The organism is Caniella muris (assembly GCF_943193035.1).
GTDB classification, from domain to species: domain Bacteria; phylum Actinomycetota; class Coriobacteriia; order Coriobacteriales; family Atopobiaceae; genus Granulimonas; species Granulimonas faecalis.
Genome location: NZ_CALPCK010000003.1, coordinates 130,273 through 145,712 on the forward strand (window position 1 = coordinate 130,273; position 15,440 = coordinate 145,712).

Annotated in this window: 12 protein-coding genes; 10 read left to right on the forward strand and 2 right to left on the reverse strand. The window is 70.5% G+C overall.

Annotated features, from left to right (window positions below):
- Nucleotides 1–1,636 precede the first annotated feature (1,636 nt).
- Genes NFR49_RS09970 through NFR49_RS09980 form a run of 3 tightly spaced genes read left to right on the forward strand, consistent with a single transcriptional unit; the run spans nucleotide 1,637 to nucleotide 4,819 of the window.
- Nucleotides 1,637–2,353 carry a CPBP family intramembrane glutamic endopeptidase gene (locus tag NFR49_RS09970; RefSeq protein WP_251159453.1) on the forward strand — a complete coding sequence of 239 codons (717 nt, stop codon included), beginning with the start codon at nucleotides 1,637–1,639 and terminating at the stop codon, nucleotides 2,351–2,353.
- Nucleotides 2,331–3,044 (forward strand): hypothetical protein, encoded by a 714-nt coding sequence (locus tag NFR49_RS09975; RefSeq protein ID WP_251159454.1) that lies wholly within the window; start codon nucleotides 2,331–2,333, stop codon nucleotides 3,042–3,044. The genes NFR49_RS09970 and NFR49_RS09975 overlap by 23 nt, the downstream gene beginning before the upstream one ends.
- Nucleotides 3,045–3,049: 5 nt before the next feature.
- Nucleotides 3,050–4,819, forward strand: a complete 1,770-nt coding sequence (locus tag NFR49_RS09980) for a DHH family phosphoesterase (RefSeq protein ID WP_251159455.1) — start codon at nucleotides 3,050–3,052, stop codon at nucleotides 4,817–4,819.
- Between the two features lie 77 nt (nucleotides 4,820–4,896).
- On the opposite strand, the gene NFR49_RS09985 is transcribed toward NFR49_RS09980, so the two are convergent.
- Nucleotides 4,897–6,186, reverse strand: coding sequence for a hypothetical protein (locus NFR49_RS09985; RefSeq protein WP_251159456.1), 1,290 nt, complete (start codon nucleotides 6,184–6,186; stop codon nucleotides 4,897–4,899).
- Between the two features lie 519 nt (nucleotides 6,187–6,705).
- Nucleotides 6,706–7,659 (reverse strand): LytTR family DNA-binding domain-containing protein, encoded by a 954-nt coding sequence (locus NFR49_RS09990; protein WP_251159457.1) that lies wholly within the window; start codon nucleotides 7,657–7,659, stop codon nucleotides 6,706–6,708.
- Nucleotides 7,660–7,917: 258 nt separating this feature from the next.
- On the opposite strand from NFR49_RS09990, the gene NFR49_RS09995 reads away from it, so the two are divergent.
- The 7 genes from NFR49_RS09995 to NFR49_RS10025 all read left to right on the forward strand — a co-directional run bounded on the left by NFR49_RS09995 (nucleotide 7,918) and on the right by NFR49_RS10025 (nucleotide 15,428).
- Complete coding sequence (locus NFR49_RS09995; protein WP_251159458.1) at nucleotides 7,918–8,727, forward strand: hypothetical protein; 810 nt, start codon at nucleotides 7,918–7,920, stop codon at nucleotides 8,725–8,727.
- A complete protein-coding gene (locus tag NFR49_RS10000; protein WP_251159459.1) occupies nucleotides 8,724–9,191 on the forward strand; it encodes a hypothetical protein in 468 nt (155 codons plus the stop codon). The genes NFR49_RS09995 and NFR49_RS10000 overlap by 4 nt, the downstream gene beginning before the upstream one ends.
- Nucleotides 9,184–11,706, forward strand: coding sequence for an SNF2-related protein (locus NFR49_RS10005; protein WP_251159460.1), 2,523 nt, complete (start codon nucleotides 9,184–9,186; stop codon nucleotides 11,704–11,706). The genes NFR49_RS10000 and NFR49_RS10005 overlap by 8 nt, the downstream gene beginning before the upstream one ends.
- Before the next feature lie 129 nt (nucleotides 11,707–11,835).
- Nucleotides 11,836–12,834, forward strand: a complete 999-nt coding sequence (locus tag NFR49_RS10010) for a hypothetical protein (RefSeq protein ID WP_251159461.1) — start codon at nucleotides 11,836–11,838, stop codon at nucleotides 12,832–12,834.
- A 112-nt stretch (nucleotides 12,835–12,946) separates the two neighbouring features.
- On the forward strand, nucleotides 12,947–13,852 hold the full coding sequence (locus tag NFR49_RS10015) for a hypothetical protein (RefSeq protein ID WP_251159462.1): 906 nt from the start codon (nucleotides 12,947–12,949) through the stop codon (nucleotides 13,850–13,852).
- Nucleotides 13,853–13,894: 42 nt separating this feature from the next.
- Nucleotides 13,895–14,488, forward strand: coding sequence for a hypothetical protein (locus NFR49_RS10020; protein ID WP_251159463.1), 594 nt, complete (start codon nucleotides 13,895–13,897; stop codon nucleotides 14,486–14,488).
- 28 nt (nucleotides 14,489–14,516) lie between these two features.
- Nucleotides 14,517–15,428, forward strand: coding sequence for a hypothetical protein (locus NFR49_RS10025; RefSeq protein ID WP_251159464.1), 912 nt, complete (start codon nucleotides 14,517–14,519; stop codon nucleotides 15,426–15,428).
- Nucleotides 15,429–15,440 lie beyond the last annotated feature (12 nt).

Below are 15,440 nucleotides of genomic sequence, written 5' to 3' on the forward strand. Positions count from 1 at the left end.
GCCGGCGGGACCCCCCGGCGTCCCCGTCGGAGGTTTCGTAGGTTATGCGATGGAAGTTCCATGGGTGATATGGGGAGGACCCCTTGGGAAACCCCTGGGAAAGGCCCTCTGGAGACTCGGAGGCGCCCCGGGGAGATGTCCGGGGGACTCCCGGGGAGGGGCCCGGGAAGAGCTCGGGAGGTGCTCGGGGAACGGCCGGGGAAGCGACGGCGGGACCCATGGCGGGGATGCCGCGGGGGCGCCCGGAAGACCTCTGCCGGGAGGGCCCGGGGACCCCCGACGGGAAGCCCGGGGACGCCTCGGGAGGGGCCCGGGGGGACGGCCGGAAAGGCCTCGCGGAGGCACCCCGGAAGGGCCGGAAAGGCCTCGCGGAGGCACCCCGGAAGGGCCGGGAGGGCACCCCGGAAAACCCTTCGGGAAGGTGCTTTGGGGAGGGGCCGGGGTCGGACGGGAGGCCGCGGGGGTGCCGCCGCCGCCCCGGGGGGCCGCGGCCGGGCCGCAGCGGGTTTCGGGGGCAGAGACGGGGATACCCATCGAATGGCTTAGATATGTGTCACGAAAGGGGCGGCCCCGGGGAGGGCCGGGGCGAAACCGCAGGCAGACACCGGGGCGGGCCGGGGGTGGCCCGGCCGGCCCGGCGGTGGCCCGGGGGCCATGGCGGGGGAGGGCCGAAGGCGGCCCGGGCACAGGCGGAGGGCACGGCGGGGCCCTGGCAGGGACCCCGGGGGAAGGGATTCGCGAGGTGGGGACCGTCGGGGAGGCACTGGGAGGGTGCCTATGGGAGGCTGGCGGGACCTAAGGGGCTCCAAGGGCAGGCACGGGGGCGCACCGGGGGGTCCCCCATGGTTGAGGGAGCATAAGGGAAACCGTTAGCCATCAACGGTGAAACCCCGTGGGCCCCATGGGAGACGGTTCGGAAGGTTATGGGTGCGAGACCCCCGGCAAGGCGCCGGTGCCCCGTCGGAGGGACCCCCATCGGGGCCCCCGGGCCGCCTCCGGGCAGGGCCTCCCGCGGGGTCCTCCGGAGGGGGCTTCCAGGACCCCTTCCCCGGCCCGGCGGCGGGAGGTGCCCCAGGGGCCTGCCCCCTTGGGTGCCCGCTGCCGGGCCGGGGAGGATGGGTCGGAAAGGTCCTTTCCGGTGGCCCGGGGAAACGACGCCGGAGGGGCTGGGCGCCCTGGCCCCGAGGGCCGGCCGCGGGTGGGGGAAGGAGGGCCGCAGGAGGTTTCGAAGACCCCCCCCCGGGGGGGGTGGATCGGGGCGGTACCCTGCCATCGACCGGGGGCGCCCGTGGGAGGGGGATCCCGCGCCGACCTCGCGGGAAAACCCGGCGGCGGCCTCGCGGGAAACCCGGGGAGCCCCCGGCGCGGTAAGCGCCGGGCGGGGGATCTGTCGGAGGGGTGGGAAGGGCCTGCGGAAGGGGCTCCCGACGCCCCGGGGCGCGGCATTGCCCTCGGCATGGTCCTTGAGGGGGCCCGGTCGCCTCGGCGCTGGGCCGGGGTCGGAAACCGGATTAAGAGAATCCCATCCTCTTATATTCCTATCTTTCCATAGCCGACCCATGGCTCCCTCAGGTTCCTGATGGGTGCTGAAACAATGCTAAACTACATTCAGACATCGAAGCGAAGGGGGCCGCCGTTGCATCCCATCCCATGGCGCCGGGCCGCAGGCGGCGCAGTGGCCCTCGCGGCCACGGTGGCCGTGCCCCTGGGCCTCGCCCTGGCCGCGGCAGCCATCGCCGGGACGGAGAACCGTTGGGCCGTGAACCTCGCGGGGCAGCTGTCCACGGCGGCCCTGTTCGGCGCATGGCAGGCGTCCTTGCCCCCGTACGGGAGGGGGAAGGGCCCCGCCGTCCCGGCCAGGGCCGTGGCCCTGGCCGTCCTCTGGGCCTTCGTCGCCGCCCAGGCGGCGGCGGGCCACGAGCGGCAGGAGACGGTGCCCGCGGTCGCCTGGGTCTCCGTGGTCGTCGGCGCGCCCCTAGCGGAGGAGCTCTGCTTCCGGGGCCCCGTGCTCCGCCTCCTCGCGGGAAGGTTCGGCCGCACCGCCGCGGTGCTTGCCACCTCCGCCGTCTTCGCCCTCGTCCACTCGAGGGACATGGCCGGCACCCTCTGGACCTTCCTGGCCGGCGCCGCCTTCGCCGTGGTGTCCTTGAGGCGCGGCGTCGCCGCCTCCATGGCGTGCCACGGGGCCTTCAACGCGGCGTCCCAGGGCCTGGCCTCAAGCCCCGTCCTCTGGGCGGCGGCCCCGGTCGCGAGCGTCGCCGCATCCCTGGTGGGAACCGTCTGTCTGGCCGCACCTGTCGTGTCGGCCTCGATCTTGAAAGGAGGGGGCCATGGCCTCCGACGAGATACGTAAGGAAGCCCGTGCCAGATCCGGGACCTATGTGGCCGTGGCCGCCGGCACCCTCGCCGTCACCGCCGTGGGCCTCCCGGGGCCCCTGGGCCTGGTCGTCGCGGGCGCGGCGGCCGCCTTCACCCTCTGGCTCAACATCAAGCCGATCGCGGCCACGGCCCTGATCCTGGCCGCGTGGGCCAGGCGCCTCCGCGCTGCGACCGTCGCCCTGGTCGCGGTCGGGTCCGTGGCCATGGTGCCTGCGGCGGCCCCCACCATGGCGCCCGCCTCCTGGGCGGGCGTGGCGGCCCTCGTCTTCGTGCCCATGGTGGTGTGCTACTGCCCCCTCTACGGCATGGGCCAGCTCTCGAGCGAGATGGCCCGGGAGAGGACGGGGCGCGTGGAGCGGGCCTCCGTGGCCCTCGTCTCCTTCTGCGCGCCGCAGCTTCTCATCGGCGCCGCCTGCGGCGCGCCCGTGGACCTCGTGGCCGTGTTGGGCCTCGGGGCGGCCAGCGTCATGGCCTGGGCCATCGTGCGCCTCGCGGGCCCGGCGGCCCTGTTCTGCTCCATGACCCTCGCGGCCCTGGCCCACGTGGCCACCGGCCCGATCCAGCCCGACGGGGTCCTGGCCCTCTCTGCGGCCTCCCTCGTCCTCGCCGTCCCTGTCTACCGGTTCATGGCCAAGGTCCGCGCCGGCGGCCCGAGAGGGGAGTGACGACCATGGTCCAATCAAAGCTGTTCCGAAGCCTCTGCGAGCGTCGCGGGTGGACCGACGAGTTCCTGGGTTCCCTCGACGCCTACGAGGAGGCCCCGATCCTGGGGCTGGACCGTTGCGCCGAGCGCGTCGCCCGGGCCGTGGCTTCCCGCGAGAGGATCTGCCTGTTCTGCGACTTCGACACCGACGGCCTCTCGAGCCTCATGGTCCTTACCGCCTCCCTGTCGGCCATGGGGGCCGACGTCGGCATCTACCTGCCGGACCCGGCCTCGGGCTACGGAATCTCCCGCTCCCAGGTGGCGGAGCTCCTGGAGCTCCACCCCACGACGGGGCTCATCCTCACGGCCGACGTGGGCATCTCGGCCGACGACGCCTGGGAGTACGCCCACGGCAGGGGCGTGGAGGTGGTGGTCACCGACCACCACCAGAAGGACTCGGAGGTGAGGTCGGCCGACGCCTGGGCGGACCCGGCCCTTCCCGAGGACCCCTACCCCCACACCGTGTGCGGGGCCGAGGTGGCGTCCCGGCTCATGGGGGAGGTGGCGGCGCTGCTCCAGGTGGACGCCGCCGTCGCCTGGAAGGTGGACGCCGCCCGGGCCATCGCCGGCCTGGGAGCCCGGGGCGACATGATGCCAGCCCTGGGGCCCTCCCGGGCCTCGGTGAGGCGGGCCGTGGACCTCATGCACCTCATCTGCCTGTCCGACGGCTCCATGCTGACGGACGGCGGCATGTGGGGGGCGGTCATGCTGGGCCTGCGCGCCCTCGTCCGCAGGAACCTCGAGTACGCCAACGACGGCACCCCCAAGAGGTCCGCCGACCCCGTGGACCGGGTGGACGAGCACTTCCTGGACATGAGGGTGTCCCCCCAGCTGAACTCCATCCGCCGCACCGGTTCCGGCCTCGACTGCTTCTGGGCCCTCATGACGGCGCCCACGGAGGAGGCGCGCAGCGAGGCGGCCGGCGAGCTCGTGGCGCTGAACGAGCGCCGCAAGGCCGCCGTGGAGGAGGCCATGGAGGCGCTCCTGGCCTCGGAGCAGCCCCTGGCCCCGTGGGTCCTCTGCGACACCTCGGGGCTGGTAAGGCCCTCCTTCGCCGGCCTGGTGGCCAACCGCCTCATGGAGGCCACAGGCTCCCCCTGCCTCGTCCTGGTGGACGCCGGCGACGGCGTGTGGTCGGGGTCGGGGCGCTGCCCCATGGGGGCGAACCTGCGGGGCCGCCTGGTCGCCGCGGGCATCGCCGCAGCCGGCCACGGCCCCGCCTTCGGCGTCTCGGTTGCCGAGGGGTCCCTGGAGCTGGCCGCCTCGGTGCTCCGGGCCGCCGACGGGGAGCTTCGGGAGATCGCCGGGGCCGTGGGGCCCGCGTCGGCCGTCGACTGGCTCGTGGCCCCCGGGAGGGCCGCCGACACCGTCGTGGGCGACGACTACCTCTTCGAGGTCCAAGGCTATCTCAGGGCTCTGTCCCGGGTGGCCCCCTTCGGCCCCGGCCTCGCCCGACCCCAAGGGGCGCTCTTCTTCCTGGCAGGGGAGGAGGCCGAGGTGAGGACCATGGGCAGGGACAAGGACCATGTCAAATGGGTCTTCGAGGGCGTCGAGGCCATAGGGTGGAGGGCCGCCGGGGCGCTCGCGGAGATCGGGCCCGGGACCCCCGTGTGCGTGGTGGGGGAGGCCTCGGTCAACACGTTCCTGGGCCGCAGGGGTGCCCAGGTCACCGGGGACACCGTCCTCACCGGAGACGACGCTCTGGCAGTGGCCCGGTCGTTCTCCCTGGAGCCCTGAGGGACCCGGCGGCCGAAAATGGAGGAAGGCCCGGGCCGATGCCCGGGCCTTCCTCCGAGCGGTGGATCTGCCGACGGCTAGTCGGTTTCCTTCGCGAGGTCCCTCCAGAGGTCCGCCGACGGGGAGCAGAGGCAGTCCTGGGCGGTGACGTAGAGGGGCTCGGGCCTCCCCTCGCCCCGGGGGGGCTCCCTGGTCGGCCACTCCCTCATAAAGTTGCAGTAACCGATGCCGCTCTCGATCCGGTAGCGGGTGTGGCCGTGGTCGAACATGGTGGTCGCGTAAACGGCCCTCAGGAACTTCATGGGGCCCACCGAGTACCGCCTGTCGATCTGGGACAGGAGGGGGTGGAGCGCCCTGACGGCCCAGCCGTTGAGGTCGTCCAGCAGGAGGCGCCTGGGGTTGGAGGCGTCCCCGAGGTAGAAGAGCCACCCGCCGGGCAGGGCCCTTCCTAGGAGCCACTCGAAGACGGGGGCGAGCCCCTTCGGCCAGGTGCTGTTCTTGAGGCTGATCTTCTTCGCCTCGAAGCTGTGCACGTCGCCGGAGGGCCCCACGGTCAGCAGCCTCCTGCTCACGACGAGCCTCCTCTGCTCGAGGTCGACGTCCTCGGCCTTGAGGGAGAGGATGGACTCGATGGGGAGGCCGGTCAGCAGGTGCACCCATGCCGCCGCGGCGCACATGGCGGGCGACTGGACGTCGTCGCCAGCGACCTCCATGACCACGGCCAAGGCCCCCCTGTCGATGAGCTCGCCGAGCTTATGGATCCCGTTCTCGGAGAGGGGGCAGATGGTGCGGCTGCCGACGTTGACGAGCCCGCTGGCCTCACCTGCCGGGTTGGCCGGGACGCATCCCTCGCCCCCCGTCTTGCGGGAGATCCTGTTCAGGAGGATGGCCGAGAACTCCTCTGCCGCGGAGCGGTCGGTGCCGCCCTCCGCAAGGACGTCCACCAGGGACCCCTCGGCGATCTTGTTGTAGCGGAAGCTGAAGAGCTTGCCGATCGGCGCCTCGGCGACGTGGGGGAGCGCCTTGGTGACCTCATGGACGAGCCCCAGGTGGTCGTCGCGCGACACGGTCAGCGAGAACAGCGTGAGGTAGATCTCGGCCATGAGGGGCCAGAAATCCCCGGCGACGATCCTGTCCTCGACGGTGGGGGCCAGGACGTCCCTTCGGAGCTTCGCCTCCTCCAGGCCCTTCGCCGAGAACCGCTGGCTTATCCGCGTCTGGGCGTCCGTGTACTGGTCGGTGACGTCCCAATCGGCCCTCCAGACGTCGTCGCCGACCTCGTTGAGGCCCCGGGCCCGGATATTGAAACGGCGGTTGCCGTCCGATGGGCCGCGGCCGACCGTCCCATCGGGTTTGTTCTTGGCCATACCGTGCTCCTCCGCACTTAGAACGATCGCCACAGTCAGGCGACGTCGCCCGATTCGAAGGGGGCGATGTCAAATTGGGTGAACTTAAGGTGTAAGGTACCCGAGTTACCACGAATTACCCCTAAAGAGTAAAACACCAAATGCGTCGATGCACTTAACATGGACTGAAAACACGGTTCAAACTCGGCCCGGGCCGGTATGGGCCGGGGTCGCGGCCGCAGGACCGGCCGATAGAACCGGCCGATGCCGGCGCGGGTCCCAGAGGCCCGCGCGGAATGGCCCTCTGGGGGTCACGTCTGGAGGCCGGCCCGGACCCCGAGACACAGGTGCCCTCGGGGACACCCTCGCGCCGTCCGAGAACCCCATATCACATATCGTAGTGAACCCCCTTGAGAACCCACCGGTAGCTGGGGTTTCATTTCGAAGGGGGAATCTCTGATAATGTGGATTATGTAAAGTAGAGGTTATCGTCCGCCTCCCCCGCATCCCGCGGGGGCCTTGACGGCTGGGTCACGGAGCCTAGCTCGCGCGGGCCCCGATGGCGGCGAGACTCAGGCCCTTGGAGGACAGGGCGCGATCGATGCACTCGACGTGGTGGACCACGGGGATGCGCCTGGCATCGGCGCCGTCGACGAGCTCGTAGAACTTCTGGGCGTAGGCCTCGATGCTCTCGTCCCGGTCGCGATGGAGGTTCAGGGGCTGGAGCGCCCGGGCGCCGAGGGGGCCCATGTGCTCGAGGACGCTCCTGATCTGGCGGGTCTGGGCCTTGGACGCCACGACGGGCTCGTCCATGAAGTCGACGTAGAGGGCGTAGCGCTTGGAGCTCATCCTCTCCGCCCTCTTGATATGGGCGATGTTGACGAGGCATCCCCTGGAGGCCATGACGAAGCCGGACGCGGTGAGGCGCCTGGCGGCCTCGACCATGGTGATCTTCTTCCAGACGTAGGCGCCGTCGGCAGTGATGACGGACACGTCCTTCCGGCTCTCCTTCGCGGACCAGACGATGCAGGAGATGTCCCTCGGCCTCACCCAGTAGAGGGCGCCGCCTCGGCACACCTCGATGGGGTTCATGGCGCAGACGGCGATGCAGGGGTCGGCGACCTTGGCGAGAAGCGACTCCAGGGCCTCGGCGAGCCTGCCGTCGGAGGATCCCTCGGCCAGCGCCTGGTCGGCGTGCTCGCTCCAGGCGGTCTCCCAGGTGACCTTGCGGCTCACGAGGACGGCCACGGGGACCGGCCGGTTGACCCTGCGGACGGCACGGATGATCACGGGGAGCCTCTCTGGCTCGCAGAACCCGTCCGAGACCAGGCAGGTGTCGAACAGCCCGCTGTCTGTGGCCGTGAGCAGGCCCTCCACGTCGTCCACCACATGGGTCTCGATGTTCTCCGAGACGCGGCCCAGCGCCTCCTCCAACCAGTCGAGGCACTCCCCCGTCGCGGCGACGACCACCCGAACCCTACCCGAGAGCTTCAAGATATGCCCCCTTCACACCTACGCGGTACCAGTCGATACCAATGTTACTATGGTTTTATGTAGCTCAGGTTCAGGAATACGATTTCTCCCTTAAATATAGACATACGTAAGCGTCTACCTAGGATTTCGAGAAAAGAACGCTGGCAGGCCCCGGAAACCTTCAACCAGATTGCTTTCATCATATCTCGTACTTGACGATATTTCGGCCACATTCGGATTGAGTTTATATCTGAACCCAACATAATGGGAGGAGGAGCCATGACGGAACTCGAAGGGTGGACCCCTTGGGACGAGGGGTGGCTCGGGTACCACGACCCGGACCCCGCAATCATCGACGAGGTCCTCGGGGCGGTCGGAGAGGCCGACGTGGAGGAGATCGAGGCCCTGGCCTGGTCCCTCCTCATGGAGGACGCGGACTTCGACGGGCCCGACGTGGAAGAGATTGAGGTCCCGGCCGAAATCGCCCTCGGGAAGGACGAGGACCCCGACGACGGGGGCCCTGACGGGTTCTCCTACGAGGACCCCCGGGACTGCGATGTCGCGACGGTCTTCCCGGACCCGGTCGCGCTCACACCGAGCGACTACCACGCGGCGGCGGTGGCCAGAAACCTCCGGGCGGTGTGGGGACACCCCGAGGTGGTCCGCTGCCACATGCCCGTGCACAAGAGGACCACCCCCGAAGGCCAGGTCGTGCTCGCGGCGATCCTCGACAGCCTCGGCCTCGTCCCCCTGGAGGCGACCCCCCGGTTCATCACGGTGATGACCGCGCCGGACCTCATCTGGCGCCCCGGGATGGAAAAGGGCCTCCTCATGGGCCTGGCCATGGCGGCCCCCTGCCTTGCCGAGGGCAGCCGGCTGGACATCGAGGTCCCCTGCCGGGTGACCGTAGGCCCGGACACCGTCGACATCCTGGCCACCCACGCCTTCTACCTCGGCGCCAACCACGGGTTCCGCGCCTACGAGCCCGACGTCCGCTGGGCCGGGGAGCACCGCCGGGGCCCCGCCATGCCCATCCGCAGGGACCTCGCGGGGCGCCCCGGTGCCGAGGCCCTCTGGGAGGAGGCGTGAGAGGGCCCCTCCGCAGGGCCCTCGGGGCCTGGGGGCTCCTCTGCGGGGCCGCCCTCGCCGCCCTCCTGCTGGCCGTCTTCTGCGCCTCCCGGGGGGCGTCGGTCACGACGCTTCTCGAGGAGGGGCCGGCGAGGACCCTGGCGTGCGCGCTCACAGGACCCCCCGACGCCTCCTTCCTGGTGGCCCCGGAAGACGCCGGCGACCTCGTCTCGGAGGGCGAGGTCACGGTGCTGTTCCGTCCGGGGTGCCCGGACTGCGAGGCCGTGATGGGGCTCTTCCCCACCGGCGGAGCCCGATGGGTCTCCACCCGGTCCGCCGCCGGGGCCGCCCTCGCCGCATCCGTGGGGGCCTCCGAGGTGCCCGCGTACCTCACCAGGGGTGCCGACGGGTCCATCGGGGGCGTCACCCTGGACGCCGCCCTGACCATGGCCGCCGAGAAAAAGGAAGGAGGGCTCCGTGCCTGACGTGAGGCTCCACGACTACCAGGAGTATTCCAAGGACCTCATCCTGCATAAATCGGGAGTTGGTTTATTCCTGGATATGGGGTTCGGAAAAGCCTGCGACGACGCCACCCCCGTCCCCATGGCCGACGGGTCGTTCAGGCCCATCGGGGACATCGTTGTCGACGACAAGGTTCTGGGGCGAGACGGTAGGTCGACAAGGGTCACCGCGGTTTGGCACCACAAAGACAAGCGGGCCTTCCGGGTGACCCTGAGAGACGGCCGCTCGTTCGTATGCTGCGACGAGCACCTCATCCCCCACATCACCTATACCGGGGCCAAGAAGCTCAAGGTCAAGCCCCTCGGTCAGATGCTGGACGACTACAACGTCGTGAACAGCCAGGGCTACATCAAGAACAAGTACCGGATCCCACAGCCCGACGCCGCATGCTATCCGAGGCGCGACCATGTCATAGACCCCTACGCCATGGGGGCCCTGCTGGGAGACGGGTCGTTCGGCGACACGTCGCTGACGATCTCCTCCCAGGACGAGGACGTCGTCATGGGGGTTGCCGACTGCCTGGGCGTTCCAAGGGAGAACGTCTCGAAAAGCAGAAGAAACTACAGCTGGCAGTTCACCAGGTGCGAAGGTGCCGACCGCGCCCGCCGTGAGCTCAAGCGTCTGGGGCTCACCAGAGTGAAATCCGTGGACAAGTGGATCCCCGAAGAGTACCTCATGGACTCGAAGGAGAACCGCAAGAGGCTGCTGCAGGGCCTCCTCGACACCGACGGAACGCTCCAGTTCTCGCGTAAAGGCGGAACGGGCTCGATGCATCACCGTTTCTCGACCCTCAGCAGGCAGATGCAGAGGGACGTGGCGCGCCTTGCGCGGTCCCTGGGCTTCGCAGCCATGACCCAGGAGACCCGCAAGCCCGACGGCTCCCTGCACGACCTCTCCGTGGCCATCTACACCAACGAGATGCTCATCACGTGCAAACGGAAGCTGGACATGGTCCATGGCGCCTACTTCAACACGTGGCTCGACTCCTTCATGGCCATAACGGACATCGAGGAGGTCGAACCCAGGGACATGACCTGCCTCACGGTCGATGCGGAGGACCATCTCTTCCAGATCGGTGAGTACATCGTCACCCACAACACCCTCACCTGCCTCCAGGCCCTCTACGAGATGAACCCCGCCTGCCACACCCTCGTGGTGGCCCCGAAGACCGTGGCCGCGACCACGTGGCCGGCCGAGGTGGAGAAGTGGGGCTACCCCTTCCGCACCCTGAGCCTCGTGGTGGACGGGCGGGGCAGGACACTTCCCGGGAGAAGGACCCTGGAGCTCGTGGACGGGCTTGCGGCGGAGCCCTCCACCCTGTGCTTCCTCAACAAGGAGCGCCTGGCGTCGGTCGTGGCCCACGTCATGGACGACCCCGCGTGCCCCTTCATGGGCACCTGGCCCTTCCCCGTGGTCATCTTGGACGAGCTCCAGGCCTTCAAGAGCAGCTCCAGCAAGCTCTTCGGCGCCATGGCCAGGGTCCGTCCCCAGGTGGCCAAGATCGTGGGCCTCACCGGGACGCCCTCGCCCCAGGGCCTCACGGACCTCTGGCCCGAGCTCTACCTCCTGGATGGAGGAAGATCCCTGGGCACCTCGGAGGACGCCTTCCTGACGACGTTCTTCACACCCCACGACTACGACCCGGGTCGGGGCAAGAAGAAGATCCGGTTCTGGGACCCGCTCCCCGGGGCCCACGGGGCCGTCATGGCCCGCATCGCCGACACCTGTGTGTCGGTCGCCAACCCCAACATCAGCCTCCCCGAGGTCACCGTGAACGACATCACCGTGGCCATGGACGCCAAGGAGCGCGACCTCTACGACGACCTCTTCTACAACTGGACCCTCACCCTCGGTGTCGACGGCCAGGGCAGGCCCGTGGAGGTGGACGCGGTCTCCAAGACGGTGCTCTCCAACAAGCTCCGCCAGATGGCCTCGGGGGCCCTCTACGTGGGGGACGGCCGCGAGTACGTCCCCGTCCACGAGAGGAAGCTCGACGCCCTGGGACAGGTCTTCGAGGCGAGCACCGCCCCCGTGCTCGTCTGCTACCACTTCAGGAGCGACCTGGACATGATCTGCCGGCGCTTCGGGGTGGCGGGGGACGGTACCCGCAGGGATTTCCCGGTGGAGGTCTTCGATGGCACCGCGGCCATGCTCGCCCGGTGGAACCGGGGTGAGATCGGGCGCCTCCTGATCCAGCCCCAGAGCGCCGGTCACGGGCTCAACTTCCAGGAGGGCGGCCACACCATGGTCTGGTACACGCTGCCCTGGGCCCTGGAGGTCTACATGCAGGCCAACGCCCGCCTCGCCCGTCAGGGCCAGCGCCACCCCGTGATCATCCACCGGATCCTGTGCGCCGACACCGTCGACCAGAGGGTCGCCGGAGCCCTCGCGGGCAAGCGCGAGGTCCAGGACTCGGTGCTCCGGGACGTGGCGAGAGACGCCCTCGGCAGGAGGTCGAGGGCAGTCCCCGTGTCCTAGGGGTGCCCCAGGCACCGGCAGGGGCCGGGGCCTCAGGCCCCGGCGGGAGGTCCCTTGAGGAGAGGGAGGAAGGACCCGAGAGGAAGAGCCTCGAGGGGCACAACTCCCAGGAAGAAAGGAAGCACAGCCATGACGAACAACTACGGCCAGCCCCAGCAGCCCGCCTACGCCCAGCCCACGGCCAAGATCGACTCCCGACCCTACCTGGAGTCCTCCAACGCCGGCGACAACGCCATGGTCAGCGGCACCACGAGCTTCTGCCGCCTGTTCGAGTGCGTCCACGGCCAGGCCCTGCGCGACGACATGGAGCGCAACAACTCCAACGTCGCCGCCCCCTACTGGTCGATCACCGTCGACAACGCCCAGCTCATGCCGAACCCGGCCACCGGCGGCCAGTCCAACTTCGAGCTCTACGCCATGGCCAAGGTCAACAACTACGTCAGCGCCGACGGCGTCCACCACTTCAGCGCCAAGACCCGCGCCACCAACGAGAACTTCGAGAACGCCAACGACGAGCGCAACCCCAACAACGTCTTCTATCCGAAGCCGTTCTTCTACCTGCGCCTGCCCGACGGCACCTACAAGGCCATCGACCTGGAGGGCGAGCCCGACCGCGGCCTGCCGGTCCACCTGCTCGTGGAGTGCTGCCGCTCCAAGCCGAAGGACCGCGCCAAGAAGCCCACGACCTACGTGAAGCTCAAGGCCGTCTACTTCGACGAGCTCTCCTACTGGACCCCCGAGACTACCAGCGCCCCCGACGCCAGCGCCTGGGGCTTCAACGTGGTGGGCCCCGCCGCGGCACCCCAGGCCCCTGCCCAGCCCCAGGTCGCCCAGCCGGTCTTCGCCTCGGCGCCCCAGCCCATGCCGCAGGCCCCCGCGGCCGTCCAGCCCGTGCCCGTCGCGGCCGCGGTGCCCCCGGGCACGCTCGCCGACGAGGTCCCGTTCCCGCCGACGCCCGCGGAGCTCGACGGCTTCCAGGCCGAGCTCGGCGCCCTCATGGCCCGCGCCGCCACCGGGTCCGTCCTCTCCCCCGAGGAGAAGGCCCGCATGGAGTCCCTCCAGCACTCCCTGACCGCCCACCGCCAGGGCCAGGCCCCCGTGGGCCTCGGCGGAGGCATCGCGGGCTGATCGCCCGCGGGGTCCGGGGCCCGCACGAAGTACCCTCTAAAGGGGGCCTTCAGGCGGGCCCCGCCCCTTTTCCCCGTCGCCATGTCCCCGGAACACCCAGGAAAGGAGCCTCATGGCCTTCGAGACCCTCCGCGAGAGCCCGCTCTGGGACCGCATCGCGCACCTGGAGCGTTGGTGCGCCACCATGCCCGGCAAGCCGAAGATCCCCGTGGACATGGGCTCCTGGGGCGACTTCAGGCTCCGCGGCAACCGCCACGGCGACGCCACGGACTGCTGGGACCTCCCCCGGCTCCTCGACGCCGTGCCCGCCGGATCCCCCGTGGCATTCCGCCTGGACATGGCCGAGGCCGGCATCCTGGTGGCCGACATCGAGCCGGGCTGCGACCCCTCCGTGGTCGACGCCCTCATGGGCGCCCCCTGGCTCTACGGGGAGGCCTCCCTGTCGGGCCGCGGGCTCCACCTCGTGTTCGACGCCGGGGACCTGGCGGGGCACCTCGACAGGGACGCGGAGCGCGTCCGCAGCGCCAACGGGGACCACGAGTACCTCCAGAGGCACTGGGTGGCCTTCACCGGCAGGGCCGTGGACCCCTCCGCCAGGGGCACCGACGTCTCGGCCCTCGTGGCCGACTACGCGGCCTGCCCCCAGCACCTCTCCGGCAGGCGCCGGGACCCCACCGCCGACGACCTCGCAAGGTTCCGCGCCAGGGCCGTCAGGACCCACGAGGGCGACGCCCTGAGCCTGTCGGAGTGGCTGATGCGCCTTTCGGAGCGCCGGGGCGAGGCCCCGGACGGCGACCGCAGCGCCTGGGAGTACCGCCGCATGCGCTGGCTGCTCCACAGGGCCGCCGAGAGCCGCGAGGCCCCCTCGTGCAGCCGCGGGGAGATGCTGGCGGTGTGCGCCGACGTCGCCCGCAGGACCTTCCCCGATGCCGAGCTCAGGGAGATCAAGAAGGGGCGCCGGCGCGGCATGGAATGGTACGACTACCTGGCCGAGACGGCGGCCCAGGGGATCCTCTAGGGGACCCGGGAAACGGCCGACCGAGAGAGAGGGAGGACTGCTATGGAAAACGCCATGGACCCCGAGGAGCGGGCGGACCTCGAGAGGCTGCTCGCCTCGGTGGACTTCGACCACCCCGACACCATCGGGCCTTGCACCGACGCCGACGGGGCGGCCCTGGTCCTCACCCCGGACATCCCCCGGGACGAGCGCGACCGGATCGTCCGAAGGTGGAGACAGAGGAGGGGCCCCAGCAGGTACCGGGACCTCCCCATGCCCGTCGTCGACGTCAAGGCCGGCGGCAAGGCGGAGGGGCCCTGGCGCCTCGTCGCCCCCATGGAGATCGCCGACATCGCCGGCTGGAACCTGAGGCGCCTCGGCTACCCGGCCACGCGCCTACTGAGCTACCGGGAGGGTGGCCACGGGACCAACGACGAGGGCAGGGCCGAGATGGCCTGGCGCCAGTGGCCCGACTGGGGCTTCCTCCAGACCCCCTACATCGTCGAGACCGACGCCCCCCGCCGCCTCGTGGCCGACCTCATCGACCGGATCGTCGCCAGTAAGGAGTGCGAGGCCTGGGTGGAGGACGAATACGGCTTCAAGGGCTACGACGACGAAGAGTGGGCCGCAAGCGCCGACAACCCCGACAATGCCTAGGGGCGGCAGGCGACCGTCGGACCGCTTCGTGGACCCCTCGGTCTCCCACCAGTCCATCCACACCGGCACCCTGACCGACGCCGTGGACCGCCTCTTCGCCCCGGAATCCAAGGAGCTGTCCTCGGTGTTTACCAGCCGTGCGGTCGCCGCCGACGTCCTGGACGACGCCTGCGAGCAGATCGACCGGGTGCGGCGCAGGATGGCCGGCCCCCCGCGGACGACCAGGGCGGTGGTCAACATCGCCAAGGCGGACTGCGGGGTGAGCCTCCGTTGGGCGGCCGGCAGGCTCGAGGCCTCGAGGTCCCAGAGGGCCCAGGTGGTCTTCGTGGCCCCGGACCCCGCCTCCGCCAAGGTGGCGATCCTCACGGCCTACCCTCAGTTCAGCAGAAAGGACCCCGCGGCCGACGTCGACCTGGAGGCGGCCCTCTGCGCCTCCAGGAGGTTCCGTAGGGCCCCCTACGAGGAGGCCCTGCCCATCCGGCTCGCAGCCTACCTGGGCCGGGACGTCCACGTCCTCATGGACGCCGGGGTGCCCAAGGTCTTCCTGCCGGTCGACGACCGGCAGAACCCGGGGCTCCACCTGGCCCTGACCGTCACCGGCCGGGCCGTCGCACCCTCCGGGTTCGCCACCAAGGGGGCGGCGGCCGGCGGCCGGGCCCTCTTCGACGTCGTCCCCCAGGGCCTCGAGAGGCTCATGGGTCTCGACGCGAGGCGGGCCCTCACGGCCTACTGCCAGACCCACGGGGGCTTTTCCAAGAGGCTCCTCCGGGCCCCGAGGCTCGTCGAGGACCCCAAGGCCATAACCGACGCCGAGCTCGCAAGGAGGGCCATGGCGTTCCAGAGGGAGACCGGGGCCGCCGCGGAGGATGCCCGCCGGCGCCGCGACGGCGGCCTGGGGCAGCGCCCGGAGACCGGGGACTCCCGGGCCATGGGGCTCTAGGGACCCCTCCCC